General features: G+C 51.1%; 14 protein-coding genes and 2 tRNA genes. 2 read left to right on the top strand and 14 right to left on the bottom strand.

Going from position 1 to position 16,330, the window contains the following annotated elements; all coding sequences use genetic code 11:
* Positions 1–64: 64 nt before the first annotated feature.
* The 3 genes from sdhB to CTH_RS10715 are packed head-to-tail and all read right to left on the bottom strand — an operon-like array spanning position 65 to position 3,208.
* Entirely contained in the window at positions 65–817 is a 753-nt protein-coding gene (gene sdhB, locus CTH_RS10705) for a succinate dehydrogenase iron-sulfur subunit (protein ID WP_078664663.1), read from the bottom strand.
* A complete protein-coding gene (gene sdhA / locus CTH_RS10710; protein ID WP_079933481.1) occupies positions 817–2,577 on the bottom strand; it encodes a succinate dehydrogenase flavoprotein subunit in 1,761 nt (586 codons plus the stop codon). The genes sdhB and sdhA overlap by 1 nt, the downstream gene beginning before the upstream one ends.
* A 16-nt stretch (positions 2,578–2,593) precedes the next feature.
* Positions 2,594–3,208 carry a succinate dehydrogenase cytochrome b558 subunit gene (locus CTH_RS10715; protein ID WP_078664665.1) on the bottom strand — a complete coding sequence of 205 codons (615 nt, stop codon included), beginning with the start codon at positions 3,206–3,208 and terminating at the stop codon, positions 2,594–2,596.
* 251 nt (positions 3,209–3,459) lie between these two features.
* On the opposite strand from CTH_RS10715, the gene CTH_RS10720 reads away from it, so the two are divergent.
* Together CTH_RS10720 and CTH_RS10725 are read left to right on the top strand one after the other, a co-directional pair.
* Positions 3,460–3,536 (top strand) — tRNA-Pro (locus tag CTH_RS10720).
* 6 nt (positions 3,537–3,542) lie between these two features.
* A tRNA-Leu gene (locus CTH_RS10725) sits at positions 3,543–3,629 on the top strand.
* A gap of 232 nt (positions 3,630–3,861) precedes the next feature.
* Here the strand turns inward: CTH_RS10725 and CTH_RS10730 are convergent.
* The 11 genes from CTH_RS10730 to CTH_RS10780 all read right to left on the bottom strand — a co-directional run bounded on the left by CTH_RS10730 (position 3,862) and on the right by CTH_RS10780 (position 16,230).
* Positions 3,862–4,287 carry an Hsp20/alpha crystallin family protein gene (locus CTH_RS10730; RefSeq protein ID WP_318262680.1) on the bottom strand — a complete coding sequence of 142 codons (426 nt, stop codon included), beginning with the start codon at positions 4,285–4,287 and terminating at the stop codon, positions 3,862–3,864.
* A gap of 47 nt (positions 4,288–4,334) precedes the next feature.
* Positions 4,335–5,351 carry a cytochrome d ubiquinol oxidase subunit II gene (cydB, locus tag CTH_RS10735; RefSeq protein ID WP_078664667.1) on the bottom strand — a complete coding sequence of 339 codons (1,017 nt, stop codon included), beginning with the start codon at positions 5,349–5,351 and terminating at the stop codon, positions 4,335–4,337.
* A 1-nt stretch (position 5,352) separates the two neighbouring features.
* Positions 5,353–6,675: a cytochrome ubiquinol oxidase subunit I gene (locus CTH_RS10740; RefSeq protein WP_078664668.1), complete on the bottom strand. Its 1,323-nt coding sequence runs from the start codon at positions 6,673–6,675 to the stop codon at positions 5,353–5,355.
* 70 nt (positions 6,676–6,745) lie between these two features.
* Entirely contained in the window at positions 6,746–7,141 is a 396-nt protein-coding gene (locus tag CTH_RS10745; RefSeq protein ID WP_078664669.1) for an RrF2 family transcriptional regulator, read from the bottom strand.
* Positions 7,142–7,267: 126 nt separating this feature from the next.
* Positions 7,268–7,834, bottom strand: a complete 567-nt coding sequence (locus CTH_RS10750; RefSeq protein WP_159071936.1) for a GNAT family N-acetyltransferase — start codon at positions 7,832–7,834, stop codon at positions 7,268–7,270.
* Between the two features lie 135 nt (positions 7,835–7,969).
* Complete coding sequence (locus CTH_RS10755) at positions 7,970–9,163, bottom strand: pyridoxal phosphate-dependent aminotransferase (RefSeq protein ID WP_078664671.1); 1,194 nt, start codon at positions 9,161–9,163, stop codon at positions 7,970–7,972.
* 16 nt (positions 9,164–9,179) lie between these two features.
* Positions 9,180–9,587: a hypothetical protein gene (locus CTH_RS10760; protein ID WP_078664672.1), complete on the bottom strand. Its 408-nt coding sequence runs from the start codon at positions 9,585–9,587 to the stop codon at positions 9,180–9,182.
* Positions 9,584–11,743 (bottom strand): HD domain-containing phosphohydrolase, encoded by a 2,160-nt coding sequence (locus CTH_RS10765; protein WP_107753862.1) that lies wholly within the window; start codon positions 11,741–11,743, stop codon positions 9,584–9,586. Before CTH_RS10765 ends, CTH_RS10760 begins: the two co-directional genes overlap by 4 nt.
* On the bottom strand, positions 11,740–12,102 hold the full coding sequence (locus CTH_RS10770; protein WP_159073869.1) for an STAS domain-containing protein: 363 nt from the start codon (positions 12,100–12,102) through the stop codon (positions 11,740–11,742). Before CTH_RS10770 ends, CTH_RS10765 begins: the two co-directional genes overlap by 4 nt.
* 11 nt (positions 12,103–12,113) lie before the next feature.
* The gene (locus CTH_RS10775) at positions 12,114–14,117 is read right to left on the bottom strand and encodes a FapA family protein (RefSeq protein WP_107753864.1); all 2,004 of its coding nucleotides are present in this window, start codon (positions 14,115–14,117) and stop codon (positions 12,114–12,116) included.
* Entirely contained in the window at positions 13,999–16,230 is a 2,232-nt protein-coding gene (locus CTH_RS10780) for an HD domain-containing phosphohydrolase (protein WP_159073870.1), read from the bottom strand. Before CTH_RS10780 ends, CTH_RS10775 begins: the two co-directional genes overlap by 119 nt.
* Positions 16,231–16,330 lie beyond the last annotated feature (100 nt).

Consider the following 16,330-nt stretch of genomic DNA (forward strand, 5'->3'; position numbering starts at 1 on the left):
ATACCAGCAGGGCAAATCTATGCTAAAAAAATAGCCCTCGGTTTAACCGAGGGCAAAAAACTGGCTATTTTCTTAACCAGCGTTTAATGGCATATTTTACCGTTTCTTTATTCATATCCGCAATGGAGGTAGTCAGGGGAATCTGTTTGGGACAAACCCGCACACAGTTCTGGGAATTACCACAATCCGTAATCCCCCCATCTCCCATAATGGCTTCCAACCGCTCTTCCTTGTTCATTTCCCCGGTCGGATGAGTGTTGAACAAGCGCACCTGGGAGATAGCTGCCGGACCGATGAATTTGGATTTGCTGTTCACCTGGGGACAGGCTTCCATGCAGCAACCACAGGTCATACAGCGGGATAATTCATAGGCCCATTCCTGGGTTTTGGCCGCCAGTTTGGGCCCTGGCCCCAGATCATAGGTACCATCGATAGGAATCCATGCTTTGACTTTTTTCAGATTTTCAAACATGATGCTGCGGTCTACCATCAAATCGCGAATCAGGGGAAACTTGGTCAGAGGTCTCAATTCAACAGGCTGTTGTAACTGGTCAATCAAAGCCGAGCAAGCCTGTCTGGGAACCCCGTTTATTAGCATTGTACAGGCCCCGCAAACTTCTTCCAGACAATTGCATTCCCACACTACCGGCGTAGTTTTTTCCCCCTGGGCATTGACGGGATTTTTTTGAATTTCCATCAAGGCGGAAATTACATTCATATTGGGCTTATACGGGATTTTAAACTCTTCCCAGTAGGGTTTGGCCTGGGGACTTTCCTGCCGCCGTACCCGCAGGTGAATGTATTTTTGTTCAGCCATCAGGCCTTCACCTCCGATTTATCCACATCGTATTTGCGCGGCCGGGGCTTGATCAGGGAGACATCCACCGGCTCATATTCCAGCCGTGGCCCAGCGGGAGTATAGAAGGCCTTGGTGGTCTTCAGCCAGTTTTCATCATCCCGGTTGGGAAACTCCGGCTTATAATGGGCACCCCGGCTTTCATTGCGGGCAATAGCCCCTCTGGTAATCACCCGGGCCAGCTGCAGCATACCCCAGAGATGGCGCACAAACATCACACTCTGGTTGGACCAGCGGCCGGTATCCGCCAGATTGATATTCTGGTAGCGCTCCATCAATTCCTGAATTTTGGCATCGGTTTTTTCCATCCGGTCATTATAGCGCACTACCGTGACATTATCGGTCATCCATTTACCCAGCTCTTCATGAAGCAGATAGGGATTTTCCTTGCCATTCATCCGGTAAATGGCTTCCACCTTTTCCTCCTGCCGTTTGCGCTCCTGTTCAAACAGCCTTTCCTCCAGAGCAAAGGCCGACTTGCTCAAACCGCTGGCATAGGCCACTGCTGCCGGTCCCACTATCATGCCACTATAAATGGCAGAAAGCAGGGAGTTGGCACCCAGGCGGTTAGCACCATGGTACTGGTAGTCACATTCCCCGGCAGCAAACAATCCGGGAATATTGGTCATATGATTGTAATCCACCCAGAGCCCGCCCATGGAATAGTGGACACCCGGGAATATCTTCATCGGCACTTTGCGGGGATCTTCCCCAACAAATTTTTCATAGATCTCCAGAATCCCGCCCAGCTTGCGGTCCAGCACTTTAGGATCTATATGGGAAACATCCAGATAAACCATGTTCTGACCATTTATCCCCAGTTTCAAATCCACACAGACATGGAAAATCTCCCGGGTAGCGATATCCCGCGGTACCAGGTTCCCATAGGCCGGATATTTTTCTTCCAGGAAATACCATGGTTTACCATCCTTGTAAGTCCAGACCCGACCGCCTTCACCGCGGGCCGATTCGGACATCAAACGCAATTTATCCTCTCCTGGAATAGCAGTAGGATGGATCTGAATAAACTCCCCGTTGGCATAGCAGGCGCCTTGCATGTAAACTGCCGCCGCCGCCCAGCCGGTATTGATAGTGGAGTTGGTACTCTTGCCAAAGATCATGCCCGGGCCACCGGTGGCCATAATCACCGCTTCACCCCGGAAGGCCCTGATTTCCATGCTAGCCAGGTTCTGGGCGGTAATCCCCCGGCAAATCCCCTGCTCATCCAGCACAATGGAAAGGAAATCCCAGCCCTCATACTTTTGCACCAGACCAGCTGCTTCCCAGCGCCGTACCTGTTCATCACAGGCATAAAGTAATTGCTGGCCGGTGGTCGCTCCAGCAAAAGCGGTACGATGGTGTTTGGTACCACCAAAACGCCGGAAATCCAGATGTCCTTCCGGTGTGCGGTTGAACATTACTCCCATCCGGTCCATCAGATGGATAATTCCAGGTGCCGCTTCACACATTTTCAGCACCGGTGGTTGATTGGCCAGAAAGTCCCCGCCATAAATGGTATCATCAAAATGCTCCCAGGGAGAATCCCCTTCCCCCTTGGTGTTAACGGCACCATTAATCCCCCCCTGGGCACAAACGGAGTGACTGCGTTTTACCGGTACCAGAGAGAAAAGATCAACCTTGAAGCCAGCCTCTGCTGCCTTAATGGTAGCCATCAGGCCGGCCAGGCCGCCACCAACAACGATAATCTTCTTTTCCGCCATCTTCCTTCTCACCCCTTTAGCCTCTGATAAAGCCGAACAGCGCATTCAAGCCTACAGCAGTAATAACGATAAAGAATATGCTCCAGATGATAGTACTGGTTCTCTGAGCTTTAGGCCCAATGGTAATCCCCCAGGAAACCAGAAAAGCCCACATGCCATTGGCAAAATGGAAAGTAGCAGCAATCAACCCGATAGCATAAAGAACAGCATTAACTGGATTGGAAAGCAAATTATGCATAAACTCAAAACTCATTTCAGTGCCAAAGAACAGGGTTTGCAAACGGGTATTCCAGACATGCCAGATGACAAAAATTAAAGTGATGATACCGGAAAGCCGCTGAATCCAGTAAAACCAGTTACGATAATACCGGTATTGAAAAACATTGCTCTCTCCCGTCAGAACAATCCAGGTCCCGTAAATACCATGGAACAGAAGCGGCAAAAAAATCAGGAGTAACTCAATGAAGATAAGATAAGGAATACTCTGAAAAAACTCCACCTTTTCATTAAAGGCTTGTGCCCCTTTCAGGGCAAAGGAATTGGTAAACAAATGCTCCAGCAGGAACAAACCAACTGGAATCACCCCCAGAAGGGAATGGAGCTTGCGGATGAAAAAATGATTATCCGCCATAAAGCCAAAACCTCCTCCCATGATGATTGCTTTTCAGTGATATCGTTTACTTGCAAAAAGCATGCCATAAAAAAATTAGACAGGTTAAGCCTCAGACTCACCGGCCTTTATTCTTATTTCTTGTTTTTATAAAAATGTGGCTAATGAATCGTCTTTTCTTTTCTATTTTCTAAAATTTTTAACCTATGCTGCTTGTTCCTGATTAAGGTATTGACTTCTGCCACCGCCTTTGCTATAATAACCTTTGTCTGCGGGGCGTAGCGCAGTTTGGTAGCGCGCCACATTCGGGATGTGGAGGCCGCAGGTTCGAATCCTGTCGCCCCGACCAGTGCCTGCGGACATGGCGGAATTGGCAGACGCGCTAGATTCAGGTTCTAGTGGGCTTACGCCCGTGGAGGTTCAAGTCCTCTTGTCCGCACCAAATCCCACGCAAAAAACCGTTGCCGAAAAGCAACGGTTTTTTATATTTTTAGATTTAACATAATCGTGCTATAATCCAGTAAATCAACCAGGTGTTTGTCTATAATTTGCTGAACTTAATTTCTTTTTCACCCAGGCCTTGCATTTCTCATCCCTCACTAATCTGCTTATATCCATATTTTACCCTATTTCCCGCCAAAACAAAAGAAAAAGGCCGGTAGTAACCGACCTTTTCAGTTAATATCCACTTTGATGCTGCGTCCTCGTCCCGCTTTGGGGATCCGGATTTCCAGGATGCCATTGCGGTAGGATGCCCGGGCTTCTTCTGCCTTTACCGCCGCCGGCAGGGTAAAGGTGCGGGCAAAGGCGCCATAGAACCGTTCAGCATGATGGTAGTCTTCATCTCTGGTTTCCGCACTGCGCTTGATTTCTCCCCGGATGGTAACCGCATCTTCGGTAACCCGCACATCCAGATCCTCCCTGGACTCAAGGCCGGGGATTTCCGCTACCACCACCACTTCATTTTCCGTCTGATAGATGTCCACCCGTGGCCCCGCTACCTGATAGCCCAGAAAGCCCTCCCGGCTGCGGCCTACCGCTTCCTGGACAAAGCGGTTGAACTCGCGAAAAGGGTCAAAGGGTATAAGGGTCATCTTCATCACCTCCCCTTATACTCTTTTCCCGTGACGGGCAGAATTATGCAGATTTAATAACCTTGAGCATCAGGTTTAACTTTTCCACGGAACAGCCAGTGGACAAAAACGGTATAACCCAGAACAATCGGCACGCCACAAAGGGCGATAATCAGCATGACCTTAAGGGTTAGGGGCGAAGAAGATGCATTATAGATAGTCAGACTGCGGGCCGGATCCAGGGCGGGAACCAGATTGGGATAAAGACCAGCAGCGGCGATCAGCACCAGACCAGCCATAGTAAGAGATGAAGCCAGAAAAGCGGATGTTCCCTGACCCCGGCGTCCAAAATAGATTACAGCTCCCATCGCCAACCAGGTCAGAAGCGGCAATATCCACAACCAGGGATATTTGCTGAAATTGGTAAAAAGATGGGGCGCAACCAGCCAGCTGAAGAGGGTAACCGCCAGATAGAGTGCAACCACTCCGCCCCAGATACCAGGCAGGAGCTGCCGGGCCCGCCCTGCCAGCGGCTCTCCTGTTTTCATCATCACATAGGTTGCCCCTTGCTGCAGGAAAGCTGCCAGTCCCAGCACCCCTACCAGCAAGGCAAAAGGATTAAGTAAACCGAAAAAGCCACCTGTATAATATTGCTGGCTATCGAGAGGCAGGCCTTTGAGTACATTGCCCAGAGCTACCCCGAAGAGAAGAGCTGGTAAAGCACTGCCCAGGAAAAAGGCCCTATCCCATAAATTATGCCAGGCCGGACTTTCATCCTTATTCCGAAACTCGATGGCTACAGCCCGGAAGATAAGGGCAAACAAAACCAGCATCAGGGCCAGGTAAAATCCGCTGAAGACGGTAGCATAAACCAGGGGAAAGGCGGCAAAAAGAGCTCCACCACCGGTTAACAGCCAAACCTCATTGGCATCCCAGAAAGGACCAATAGCATTGAGAAGCTGGCGCTTTTCGTCATCATTTTTGGCCAGCAGATAATAGATGGTACCTACCCCCAGATCAAACCCATCCAGAATGGCATAACCAACGATCAGTATCCCTACCAGCAAAAACCAGGCAGTGTTGAGGTCCATCCTACTTCACCTCCTGTACATCTTCAGCCATGGCCTTGTTAATGATGCGGCGAATCAGATATACCAGCATCCCGAAAAGGAAGGAATAGATGAGCACAAAGGCCAGGATGGTCAGCAATATCTGTCCCGCCGGCAATGGAGAAGCAGCAGCTTGAGTTTTTAACAAACCATAAACAATCCAGGGCTGCCGCCCAATTTCTGCCGCCATCCAGCCCAGCTCATTGGCCAGAAAGGGCAGGGGCAAAGACCAGAGTAAAGCTTTCAGGGTAAAAGTATGTTCATAGAGTTTGCCCCGATACAGCAGCCAGAGAGCCCAGAGCAGAAGTACAGCGAAAAAGCTGCCTAACACCACCATCAGACGGAAGGAATAGAAACTGGCAGCCACCGGCGGCCGTTCTTCGCGGGGAAAATCCTTCAAGCCTTTTACTTCCGCCTGAGGATCCCCAAAGGCCAGCCAGCTCAGCGCCCCGGGCACACCAATTTCCAGCAAATTGCGCTCCTGGGACGGGGCAGGAATACCTATCAGCAACAGTGGTGCCTGTTTTTTGGTCTCCCATAACCCTTCAAAAGCGGCCAGTTTGGCCGGTTGCGTTTCCGCCACCTGCTTGGCGTGAATGTCACCCAGAAATACCTGGAGCAAGCTGGCTACTAGTGCCACTACCAAAGCCAGTTTCAAGGAGTGCCGGGCCAATTCCACCCGTTTCTTTTTCAGCAGGAGATAGGCACTGATTGCCATCATGAAAAAGGCACCGGTGATATAAGCCCCATCCAGAGTGTGTAGATAGCGGGGGATAGTGGATGGGTTGAAGACAGCAGCAGCAAAATCGGTAAGAATGGCCCGCCCGCCTTCCACTTTGAAACCAGCAGGGGTTTGCTGCCAGGAGTTAGCTACAATAATCCAGAAAGCTGACAGACTGCTGCCCAGAGCTACCATCAGAGCCGCAAAGAAACGCAAGCCAGCAGAGATTCGTTCCCGGCCAAAGATGAGCAGAGCAATAAAGGTGGATTCCAGGAAAAAGGCAAAGACCCCTTCCGCTGCCAGCGGAGCACCAAAAATATCCCCCACGAATTTAGAGTATTCCGACCAGTTGGTGCCGAACTGAAACTCCATCGTGATGCCAGAAGCTACCCCAACGGCAAAACAGGCCACAAACAATTTGGTCCAGAAGCGGGACATTTCATCATAAACTTTTTTCCCTGTGCGCCAGTGTTTGTACTCAATAAAGGCCAGCAGGGCCGCCAGACCGATGGTCAAAGGCGGAAAAAAGAAGTGAAAAAAGGCGGTCAGACCAAACTGAATCCGCGAAAGCAAAACAGCATCCATCAAAACCCCTCCTTGTCGCTATTGTATACTAAATTAGTGAAGTTTATGCTCAAAAAGAAGCGCCCGCAGGCTAAAGGTTGGCAAAGTTCTGCTCCCTCAATGCCTCCACCAGTTTCCCCTGGATCCTGGCCAGAGCCTGGTGAATGGAACAGGCAGGCGCTCCTTTTTTATTGCAGGCAGCATAATCCAGTAAACACTTATTGATGGCCAGCGGCCCCTCGATGGCTTCCACTACCTCCAGAAAGGTAATTTCTTTCGGCTTTTTGGCCAGCTGGTAGCCTCCACCCGCCCCGCGGATAGATCGGACAATTCCAGCTTTGATCAAGGAAGGCATGATTTTCAGCAAAAAGCGCATCGGGATCACTTCCTCTCTGGCTATTTGCTGGGCCTCCACTTTTTCCCCCTGGTGCCGGACCAGACAGGCTACAGCCCGTAAAGCGTAATCGGTGGCCTGATTGAGTACCATAACCCATTCTCCGTTCATTGTTTACTATATCAGTAAACTTTCTGGTTAAATAATACCACTTTTCCAGCCTTCTGTCAAGATGCAAAAAAAAAAAAAAAAGAGACCCGGAGGGTCTCGTGCAGGCTGTTAGTGCCAGAGGGTGCGGGCCAGTACCCGAAAGAATCTCATCAGCATCTCCCGGTCCAGCTGTAAATCCTGCTGAAAAGGATGTATCATCAACACCAGACCGGATTCCTTGAGTTTGGCCGGCACATCCATTGATTGCAAATCAATCAGGGAAGCTCCCAGTCTCTGAAAGAACCGACAACGGCGGTCAAAATCATCATCAGTGCTCTTCACTTCCATTATCAGTCCCTGTGCCTCAGGATGCTGTTGCCGGATTTCCTGCAGCATAGCCTGATAAAGTCGGGCTCCATAACCCTGACTCTGAAAGGCAGGCAAAATGCCGATATAATCCAGAAAGGCCAGCTGCAAATCCTGGAGATAATAGTAGACAGCATAGCCTACCAGTTCTTCATCCTCTTTCAGGACCAGGTAATGCATCTCATTGGGGGCAATCAGGGAATGATCCAGCAGTTTCTGGGTAATTTCCCTGACCTCATAGTTGGACAGGTCAAACATCAACTGGCAATAACGGATGGATTCCAGATAATCCACAGTCTGTGGACTTTTCACTTCTCTCACGCGCAACATAGCCCCCACCCCTGATCGCTGAATAACCATTCACACTAAAATATATACCGTTCACTTATAATATATACCATTCACCTGCAAAAGCGCAATAGGGCACAAAAAATTAGGACGGAAAAACCGTCCCATTTTTTTGTATTATTTAACTTCCGATATTAATTGCCCAATCCGCCTGATGCCCTCCTCCAGTACTTCCAGACTAACGGCATAGGAAAGGCGCATGGTTCCCGGTTGACCAAAAGCCTCCCCGGGTACAGCAGCCACCTGGACCTCTTCCAGTAACAGTTCAGCCAGCTGAGCGCTGCTCTCTATTGGCCGCCCCTGCCAGCTTTTGCCCAGAACGCCACTGACATCGGGGAACAGGTAAAAAGCACCAGCTGGCCGAGAGCAGTAGATTCCGGGGATTTGCTGCAACAGTTCCCAGCCCCGCTGCCGCCGTCGGTCAAAAGCTGCCACCATCTCCTGCAAGGGCTGCTGGGGCCCGGTTAAAGCAGCCAGAGCCGCCGCCTGGGCGATAGAAGTGGGGTTGCTGGTACAATGGCTCTGTAAGTCCGCCATTGCTTTGGCCCAGGGCAAAGGAGCAGCTGCATAACCGATCCGCCATCCGGTCATGGCATAGGCTTTGGACACCCCGTTGATAACAATGGCCTGCCCGCTCAATTCCGGCACTACTGCCACGATGCTGTGATGCTGGTTACCATCATAAACCAGTTTCTCATAGATTTCATCAGAAATCACCGCCAAACCCCGTTCCAGCAGCCATTTTCCGATACTTTCCAGTTCTTCCCGACTGTACACTGCTCCTGTAGGGTTATTGGGGCTGTTTAATATCAAGGCTTTCGTTCGTCCAGTTATTGCCCTTTCCAGGTCTTCCACCCTGACTTTATAATTATTTTCCCGGCTGGCTGGCACCGGTACCGGTACCCCACCGGCCAGCTTGATCTGTTCCTCATAACTCACCCAGTAAGGTACAGGCATCAGCACCTCATCCCCGGGGTTAATTATAACCTGCAGGGCATTATACAAACTGTGTTTGGCCCCACAGGAAACTACTACCTGGGCCGGACTATATAAAAGGCCATTCTCCTGAGCCAGTTTGGTCACAATCGCTTCCTTCAGTTCTTCTATCCCTGCTACTGCGGTATATTTGGTCATCCCCCGCTCTATGGCCCGCATGGCCGCAGTCTTGATGTGTTCAGGGGTATCAAAATCCGGTTCTCCAACCCCGAAATTGATCACCTTTGCCCCGGCTCTGGCCATTGCCTTGGCTTTACTATCCAGCGCCAGGGTAGGTGATGGAGAAATTCTCAGCGCCCGTTCTGCCAGTTCCATGAAAGTACCTCCCGTTTTATGTATTCACAAGAAGGTCTTTCGACAGCGATTGGCGTTTTCCTTTCTCTTCAGCGAATGTATGCAAAAAACTTAAAGCAATGGGCCGTTGCAAACCTTCCGGAGCCAGGAAGATGCGGCCATCTACCAGTACAATCAACCCCATGTCAAATAGCAAACGGAAGGTATCCTCTCCTAAAAGACAGGAACTGGCATAGATCTGCTGTTGCTGCAATTCCAGCAGCCATTCCAGCAAAATATTAATCCCTGAACTGTCGGTAAAAGTAACATGGCTTAAGTCCAGACTAAACTCCGGCTGCAGCTGATATTTTTTCTCATTTCCCAGATTTTCAGCCAGCAGCAAATCCATTTCTCCCTCCAGACTAACTTTCTTGCCTTCCTGTTCTACTAAAACTTTAATACTCATAAGGTACCAGTAACCTCCATCCTGCTCTTCCCGCACTCCACCATTACGATAGAACCGGTACTATCTGTAGCCAGATAGACTTTGTTGCAGTGTTCCAGTATTACCGAGAAACCATACCCAAGGGATTTCTTGGTAGAAAACCCCTTGACCAGCAAGGACTGGGGCAGTTTTTCCACTTCAAAACCGCTCCCTTCGTCCCTGACGACAATATAGAGATTATCTCGATCATCCAGCCCCCAGTTAACCTGCCCGCCCCGGGCATGCTTGAGGGCATTGGTGGCCAGCTCAGAGAGAATCAGCAGCAGTTCCTTGCTGCGTTTCTCCGGATACTGACGCACCTGTAACCAGATCTGGAAATGTTCCCGCAGCTGGCCCAGATCCCGGGCCTCCTTAACCTCCAGCCACTCTCCCAAATTTAATTTATGCCAGAAATCCAGCATTTCTTCCTTTTCAGCAAGATGCAGTTTGGATTGAGTGACACTGGCCAGAATATCGCGGTAGATGCGGCGGGTGAACTTCAATTTCCAGTTAACCACCGATTTTTTGTTCGTACGCTCCCACCAGTTGAGGAAAACATCCACTATTTGCGGGTCCCACTGGGCCCCTGCTCCCCGGACCAGCTCCTCTAAGGCCTGTTCAGCCGTCCGCCCCTTCTGATAAATCCGGTCACTGGTCATGGCATCAAAGGCATCGGCGACAGCGATAATACGAGCCCCCAGGTCAATGTCCTCTCCGGCTATGCCAGCAGGATAACCCAGGCCATCCCAGCGCTCATGATGTTGTTCCACCGCCTGCAGGATCCCCTGCATTTCCGGGATGGCTTCCAGAATACGCCGGGATGTTACAGGATGCTGTCTGATCACCACCCGTTCCTCTTCCGTCAGCCGGCCCGGTTTATTCAAAATCAGCTCCGGCACCCCGATTTTACCGATATCATGCAACAAACCGGCCAGATAAATATTTTCCTTTTGCTGTGCCGTCAACCCCATTTCCTCAGCAATAATACGAGCATAGCGGGCCACATTCTCGGAATGACCTTTGGTATAGCGGTCCCGGGCCTCCAGAGCCTGTACCAGAGCCTGGATGGTAGCCAGAAAACGGGCTTTAATGGCCTGGTGCATCAGTTCGTGTTTGAGGATAGCTCCCATTTTTTCCGCAATTAAAGTAGCCACCATCACTATCTCCGGAGGATAGGGTCTCTTGCTGTCTTCCGCTTTTACCCGGTTGCCTATAAGCAAAGCTCCCCGGGTAGTACCATCAATGCGGATGGGAACCACCAGAATATCGCTGTATTCCGGGGAAAGCAAATCCAGTTGCACAGTTTGGGACGCAGTCCCCAGATTCAGTGTTTCCCCGGAAGCGCAGACCAGGGAAAGCAGCCCGACAGTCTGGCGGCTCAGGCTGGCTTCCTCCCCCAGCCCCCAGTGGGCCAGCAGGCGAAAGCCTTCTTCTCCTTCTTCCCTGACCACCACCGTCCCTATCTGGCTGCCGGACATTAGCATTAGAAACAATAAACCCAGCAAATAGGCCTGTTCTGCCTGTAATACAGGAGTGATAATTCCGGCTTGTAAAAACCTTCGTAGATTCTGGCGAAAATGATTAGCCAGTTCGGAATCATCCAGCAGACATTTTTGCCGGCAGCAGATATTTACCAGTAACAAGTCCCCGTAGCAGGAAGCATATAACTTATTCCAGCCCAGGGGAATAGGCTCAGAAAGATAACGATAATCTCCCTCTGCCCTTTTCAGCCTGCGGATTGCTTCCTGGATTGCCGGGCTAAAGCGGCTGGCTATTTGTCGATCACCGGCAATAATTTGCCACTCATACTCGTCATCAAACTTTATTATGGCAGCTGCCCAGGAACCCACCAGGTTTTTCTGAAAGCGGACAAAGATTTCCCAGGCTTCTTCAGCCATAACCTGCCCGTCCATAATTTTTAACACCAGCCGCACCAGCTCCGCCTGCTCCCAGCGCTGCTGCCACCAGGTTTTTTGTTGCTGAAATAATAGATAGTAAACACCGCCTAGAGCCAAAAGCAGCAAAAAGGTCAGTAACCATACAGAGGCCAGTCGATGACCATCATAATACAGCAGGGCCAGTAACAAAGAAAAAAGTATGATATAGAGGGTAGTAACCAGCCAGAAGCGGTTTTTCACTGCTGATCACGGCAAACCAGTGCCAGAGGTATCTCCTTGTCTGCCGCTTTCAGTACCCAGCCGTTCTCAGCCGGCACCACCATTCCCAGTAATTGCAGGATCTCAAACAAGGTCGGCCCGATTTCCCAGCCCGTAACGGTTACTCCCAGCAAAGTCAGTTCTTCCAGAAAGTCCAGCACCGCCCCCATCCCGGTGGAATCAATAAACTTAACTCCACAAAAATTGAATACTACTTCAGTTTCCCCCAGCAACAGGGGTACCAGCTGCTGCTTAAAGGCATCCGCCGTACCCAGGTCCAGCGCTCCGCTAATTTTTATTAAAGCCCGTTCACCCAGCCGCTCTTTTTCCACCTGTAACATATTCTTCCTCCTCATTGCAAGTGTTCTTTATACAGGTAATCCACCCGTAAAATCCCCTGTTCATCTACTGCTACCCGAACGTCTTGCAGACCTTCCTGGACCTTGAACAGCTGACGACCGACCCGGAAGCTGACCCCGGGATAGACCCGGTTAACCAGAATGCGGCGGCCGAAAACAAATTCCACCATCGTGGGAGTGGCCATGGGGCTCCCCAGTTCATTCAATACGGCATTACCGGTCACAATCAAACGCCCACCGCGAAAAATGCTGTCTTTTTTCTCCGCCAGCACATCGCCCCCGGCACTTACCTGACACATATAGGCACCCTGGCCGGTAAAGACTATCTTACCGCTGGCCTCCAGTTTACTGTTATGGGCATAAGCCAGCTTAATATCAGAAGCGGAATTGATGGTGGCCTCCAGGTCAATAATCTCCTTTTCCAGCCGCAAAATGGCTTCCTGAATTTCCAGCTCATCAGCCACTTCCAGTACACCTAATCCCACAAACTTGCGAGCCACCAGGCGGATGATTTCGTTCAAACTGTCACTGGGGCTCTGGTTTTGTAACATCTGAACAATTTGTAAAATCAGTTTCGGTAAAGTAGCAAATTTCTGATCCAGCAAAATGCGCAGCAAACGTCCTAAGCCATAGCGAGCCAGGTCTTCACTGCCAAAGGCCGGATGCTGTTTGAGCTGTACTACTGCCAGCAAGAGGGATTCCAGTTCCCCCTTGATTTCCCGCAGACGGTAGATAATTTCACTGTTAATGGCATCCATACCCCCTGCCACCAGGGTTGCCCCGACCACGTTCTTATGGACGGTGATATTGCCTCTGGCCTGCACTGAACCCTGGGTGACACTGCCATGGATTTCCACATCGCCTCCGGCGATGACACTGGCACCATCCATGACATTGCCCCAAACTACTACGTGGCCATCAAAGCGCACATTGCCGGAAGCCAGGTTAACATCCCCCTGCACCGTGTAGATGGGTAAAACACTGATGACCGAGTTTTTCAAAATCGGCCGTCCAGCCGTTACCGCTACCGCCACCTGGCCATCTTCCATCAACGTGGCCCCCTGCTTCACCAGCAGCTGTGGTTCTTTGTATTCCGGCACAGGAATAATTTCCCCGGTTACTGTCATCCCGGGCCGCCCCGGCCTGGCCGGATATTTGCGGGCCAGAATCTCCCCGGCTTCCACACTGGGAATGGTCCGGTGTTCATAGAAGTTAATCCGCTGCTCCTCTTCCATCTCATCCAGTCGTGCCTGCTGGGTTTCATCCAGAAAATAATACTCGATTTTTCCAGCCTCGCCTGGAACCATGGGGCGTCCCCGGGCCACCAGATAGCGACCCCCATTGATACGGGCCTGCTCCACCGCCTGGATATCCACTCCATATACAACCCCATGCTCCTTGAGGATGTTTACCAGCTCGGTAGTGGTGAAAGGAACCGGTTCAAGGATCTGAACTGCTTCGGCCCTGACAGTCAAACGGGTTTGGGGCGGTTGGTCTGGAATTTTCATTTTCGCCCCTGAAGCGTAAGTGATGGCCAGATAGGCCTCCAGTTTGTCCGGGGTCAGCTGCACTTCCGCCAGACGTAAAGGTGGCCTGTCCTCGGCACTGACCACCACCCGGTCCCGGGGACTGACCATGGTTTCCTTCTGAATCAGCTGGCCATTGACCATTACCCTGGTCTCGGGTCCCGGTGTGATACTGGGATAGCGTCCCCCTTTTACCGGTGCCCGTACCACCACCTGACCATTGCTGATAGCCACAGTGCCATCCTGGGTCTTTTCTTCCAGTACCGATTCTACCAGTTCCGCCAGCTGATGTTCATCCAGTTCTGTCTTCCCTTCCGGCAACTTCACCTTGATTTTTACCAGCTCATCCTGTTCATTCTGAACCAGCACCTGCACTTCCAGTTCCTCCGGGTGCCGGCCCAGTTCCACTGCCGCCCGGGCTATTGCCGCTTCTATTGTCCTGTCCTGAAAAATCCATTCCCTGACTGCCATCTCTATCACCTCCGCTTAGCCAGGAAGCGGCCACGGCTGCTTCCTGGGCCAGTTCCTGTACCCAGCGCAAGTCTCGCATCAGGTCATTGCCTTTGTGTTGTTCTTCATTAATAATAATAATAATAATTAAAACATCCACCAGCAAGGGGTCAAATTGCTGACCGGCTTCCCGCATCAGCTCTTCCAGAGCCTCCACCAAACTGCGGGGAGGCTGGTAATGCCGGAAATTGAGGATGGCATCAAAAGCTTCCGCCACCGCCAGGATTCGCGCCCCCAGGGAAATTTCATCCCCCTTCAGACCAGCAGGATAGCCCCGGCCGTCCCAGCGCTCATGGTGTTGTTCAACCATTTCCAGGATTTCTTTATCCACCATCTTCTGGCCCTGTAAAATCTTGCGAGCATACTTGACATGGTCCTGAACCAGATTTTTTTCCAGAAAACTGAGGGGACCCGGTTTGGTCAGCAGCTGGCGCTCTATGGCCAGCATTCCGATATCGTGGATCAATCCCGCCCGCCAGATTTTGCGGGCCTGATCCGTCGGCAAGCCCAGGGCCAGGGCTATTTTTTCTGCCAAATCGGCAGTACGATGCAAATGGCCACCCAGAAAGGAGACATAGGCCTGGCAGGCAGAGGCCAGTAATCGGTAGGCATCATCCTGTTTTTGCAACAAGCTGGCCACAAAATTTTTGATACCCAGATTGAGCCCCAGGCTGCGGGCCACGGTCCCCCCCAGCTGCCATTCTTCTTCAGTGAAAGGATGATACCCCCACTTGTTTTGCAACACCAGATAACCCTGAACTTCATTGTTGGACAATAAGGGATAGACCATGATGTTGTGCAGGGAATCTTCCTGTTCTCTGGACCATAGTCCTAACACGGCCAGGTTATTTACCAGCAAGCCCTCCTCCCGGCTTTGAGCCAGCAGCAACAGGGCCTCCAGGGTCTGGTCCAGACAGATAATGGGCAATTCATGTTCTTCATCTACCGCCACAGTCACCTGGTTCCTGGCAATGATAAAAGCCTGTCTGGCCCCGGTAGCAGCAGTTAAAAATCTGAGGACCATGCGGGGCAAAGCCAGCTCCAGTTCTCTTTCGATCCTGATGGGAGCGCCTGCTTCCCCCGGACCGGCAATCCCCGTGATATAAGCCCTGTTAGCCGCCTTTAAAACTGGTCCCTGCTGCCATAACTCTATCACCCGGGCCAGCCGCCAGCCTGTCTCCGGTGCCAGGGTTTCCGGCACCTGGTTGATATTCACCAGGGGAGCAAAAGCATATTTTTCTTTTTTTCCCTTGAATTTAACAGGCAGTTCCTGTAATTCCCCTAGCAAATAAGGAATATGTTCAATCCTGATGGTCCTGATCCCCCGGGGCAAAGGAAGCAGTTCCTGCTGCCCCCGGACTGCTACCCCGAAAGCCAGGTAAAGCTCCCAGGTTCCCTGTTCCTGGCGGCGAAAAACCGCACCGCCCGGCAAGCCGCATAATAATTCCAGCATTTCCTGCAACAGGTCTTTATACTCATTTTCAGTCAGCTGATGCTGTAACAGCCGGGTAGAATGATCGGCCAGACGCAAAGCCAGGCGCTGATAGTTTCTCTTCGCTGCCCAGAACTGGCGCTCCCTGATGATTTTATCCCATTGCCAGAAATTAGCCCCGGCCACAAACAGCAAACCCAGCAGATAGCGGGCGAGAAATTCTCCTGAAATCCAGCCTGAGTAATAAGCAATCAAAACTACCCCTTGATGAACCATAAACATCAAGGCCGCTTCCAGCTGTTCATAGGCCAGCAGAATGGTAAGAAGATGGAGATAATAAAAAATAATCAGGGCGCCAGCCTGTCCGGAATGATGAGCTGTTAGCCAGACCAGGTAACCCAGTTCTCCCAGAAAAACCATCCACATCATGGGCCCATGCAGAGGAGCCCGCAGGTAGCGGAGATACTGCAAACCCAGCAAAACCAACCAGCCCAGCAAGGCCAGCTGCCACCAGCCTTCGCTTTTATCCATTGCAGTTAGATAAAGAAACCCGCCATAACCCAGCCAGCGCAACCAGGCCATGGACATGGCCCAGAACCGTTTGTTGCGGGTTTTCAGCCATTGCCAGACTGGTTCGAACATTTTCATTCCACCTTTGCCGCTTACCGCTCTTTTTCCTGATTAGATAATCTTCGACAATATGTAACAGAATTCCTGCCGTAGACAGCCCTTTTAAGCTAGA

This window comes from Carboxydocella thermautotrophica, from assembly GCA_003054495.1.
In the GTDB taxonomy this organism is placed as follows: domain Bacteria; phylum Bacillota.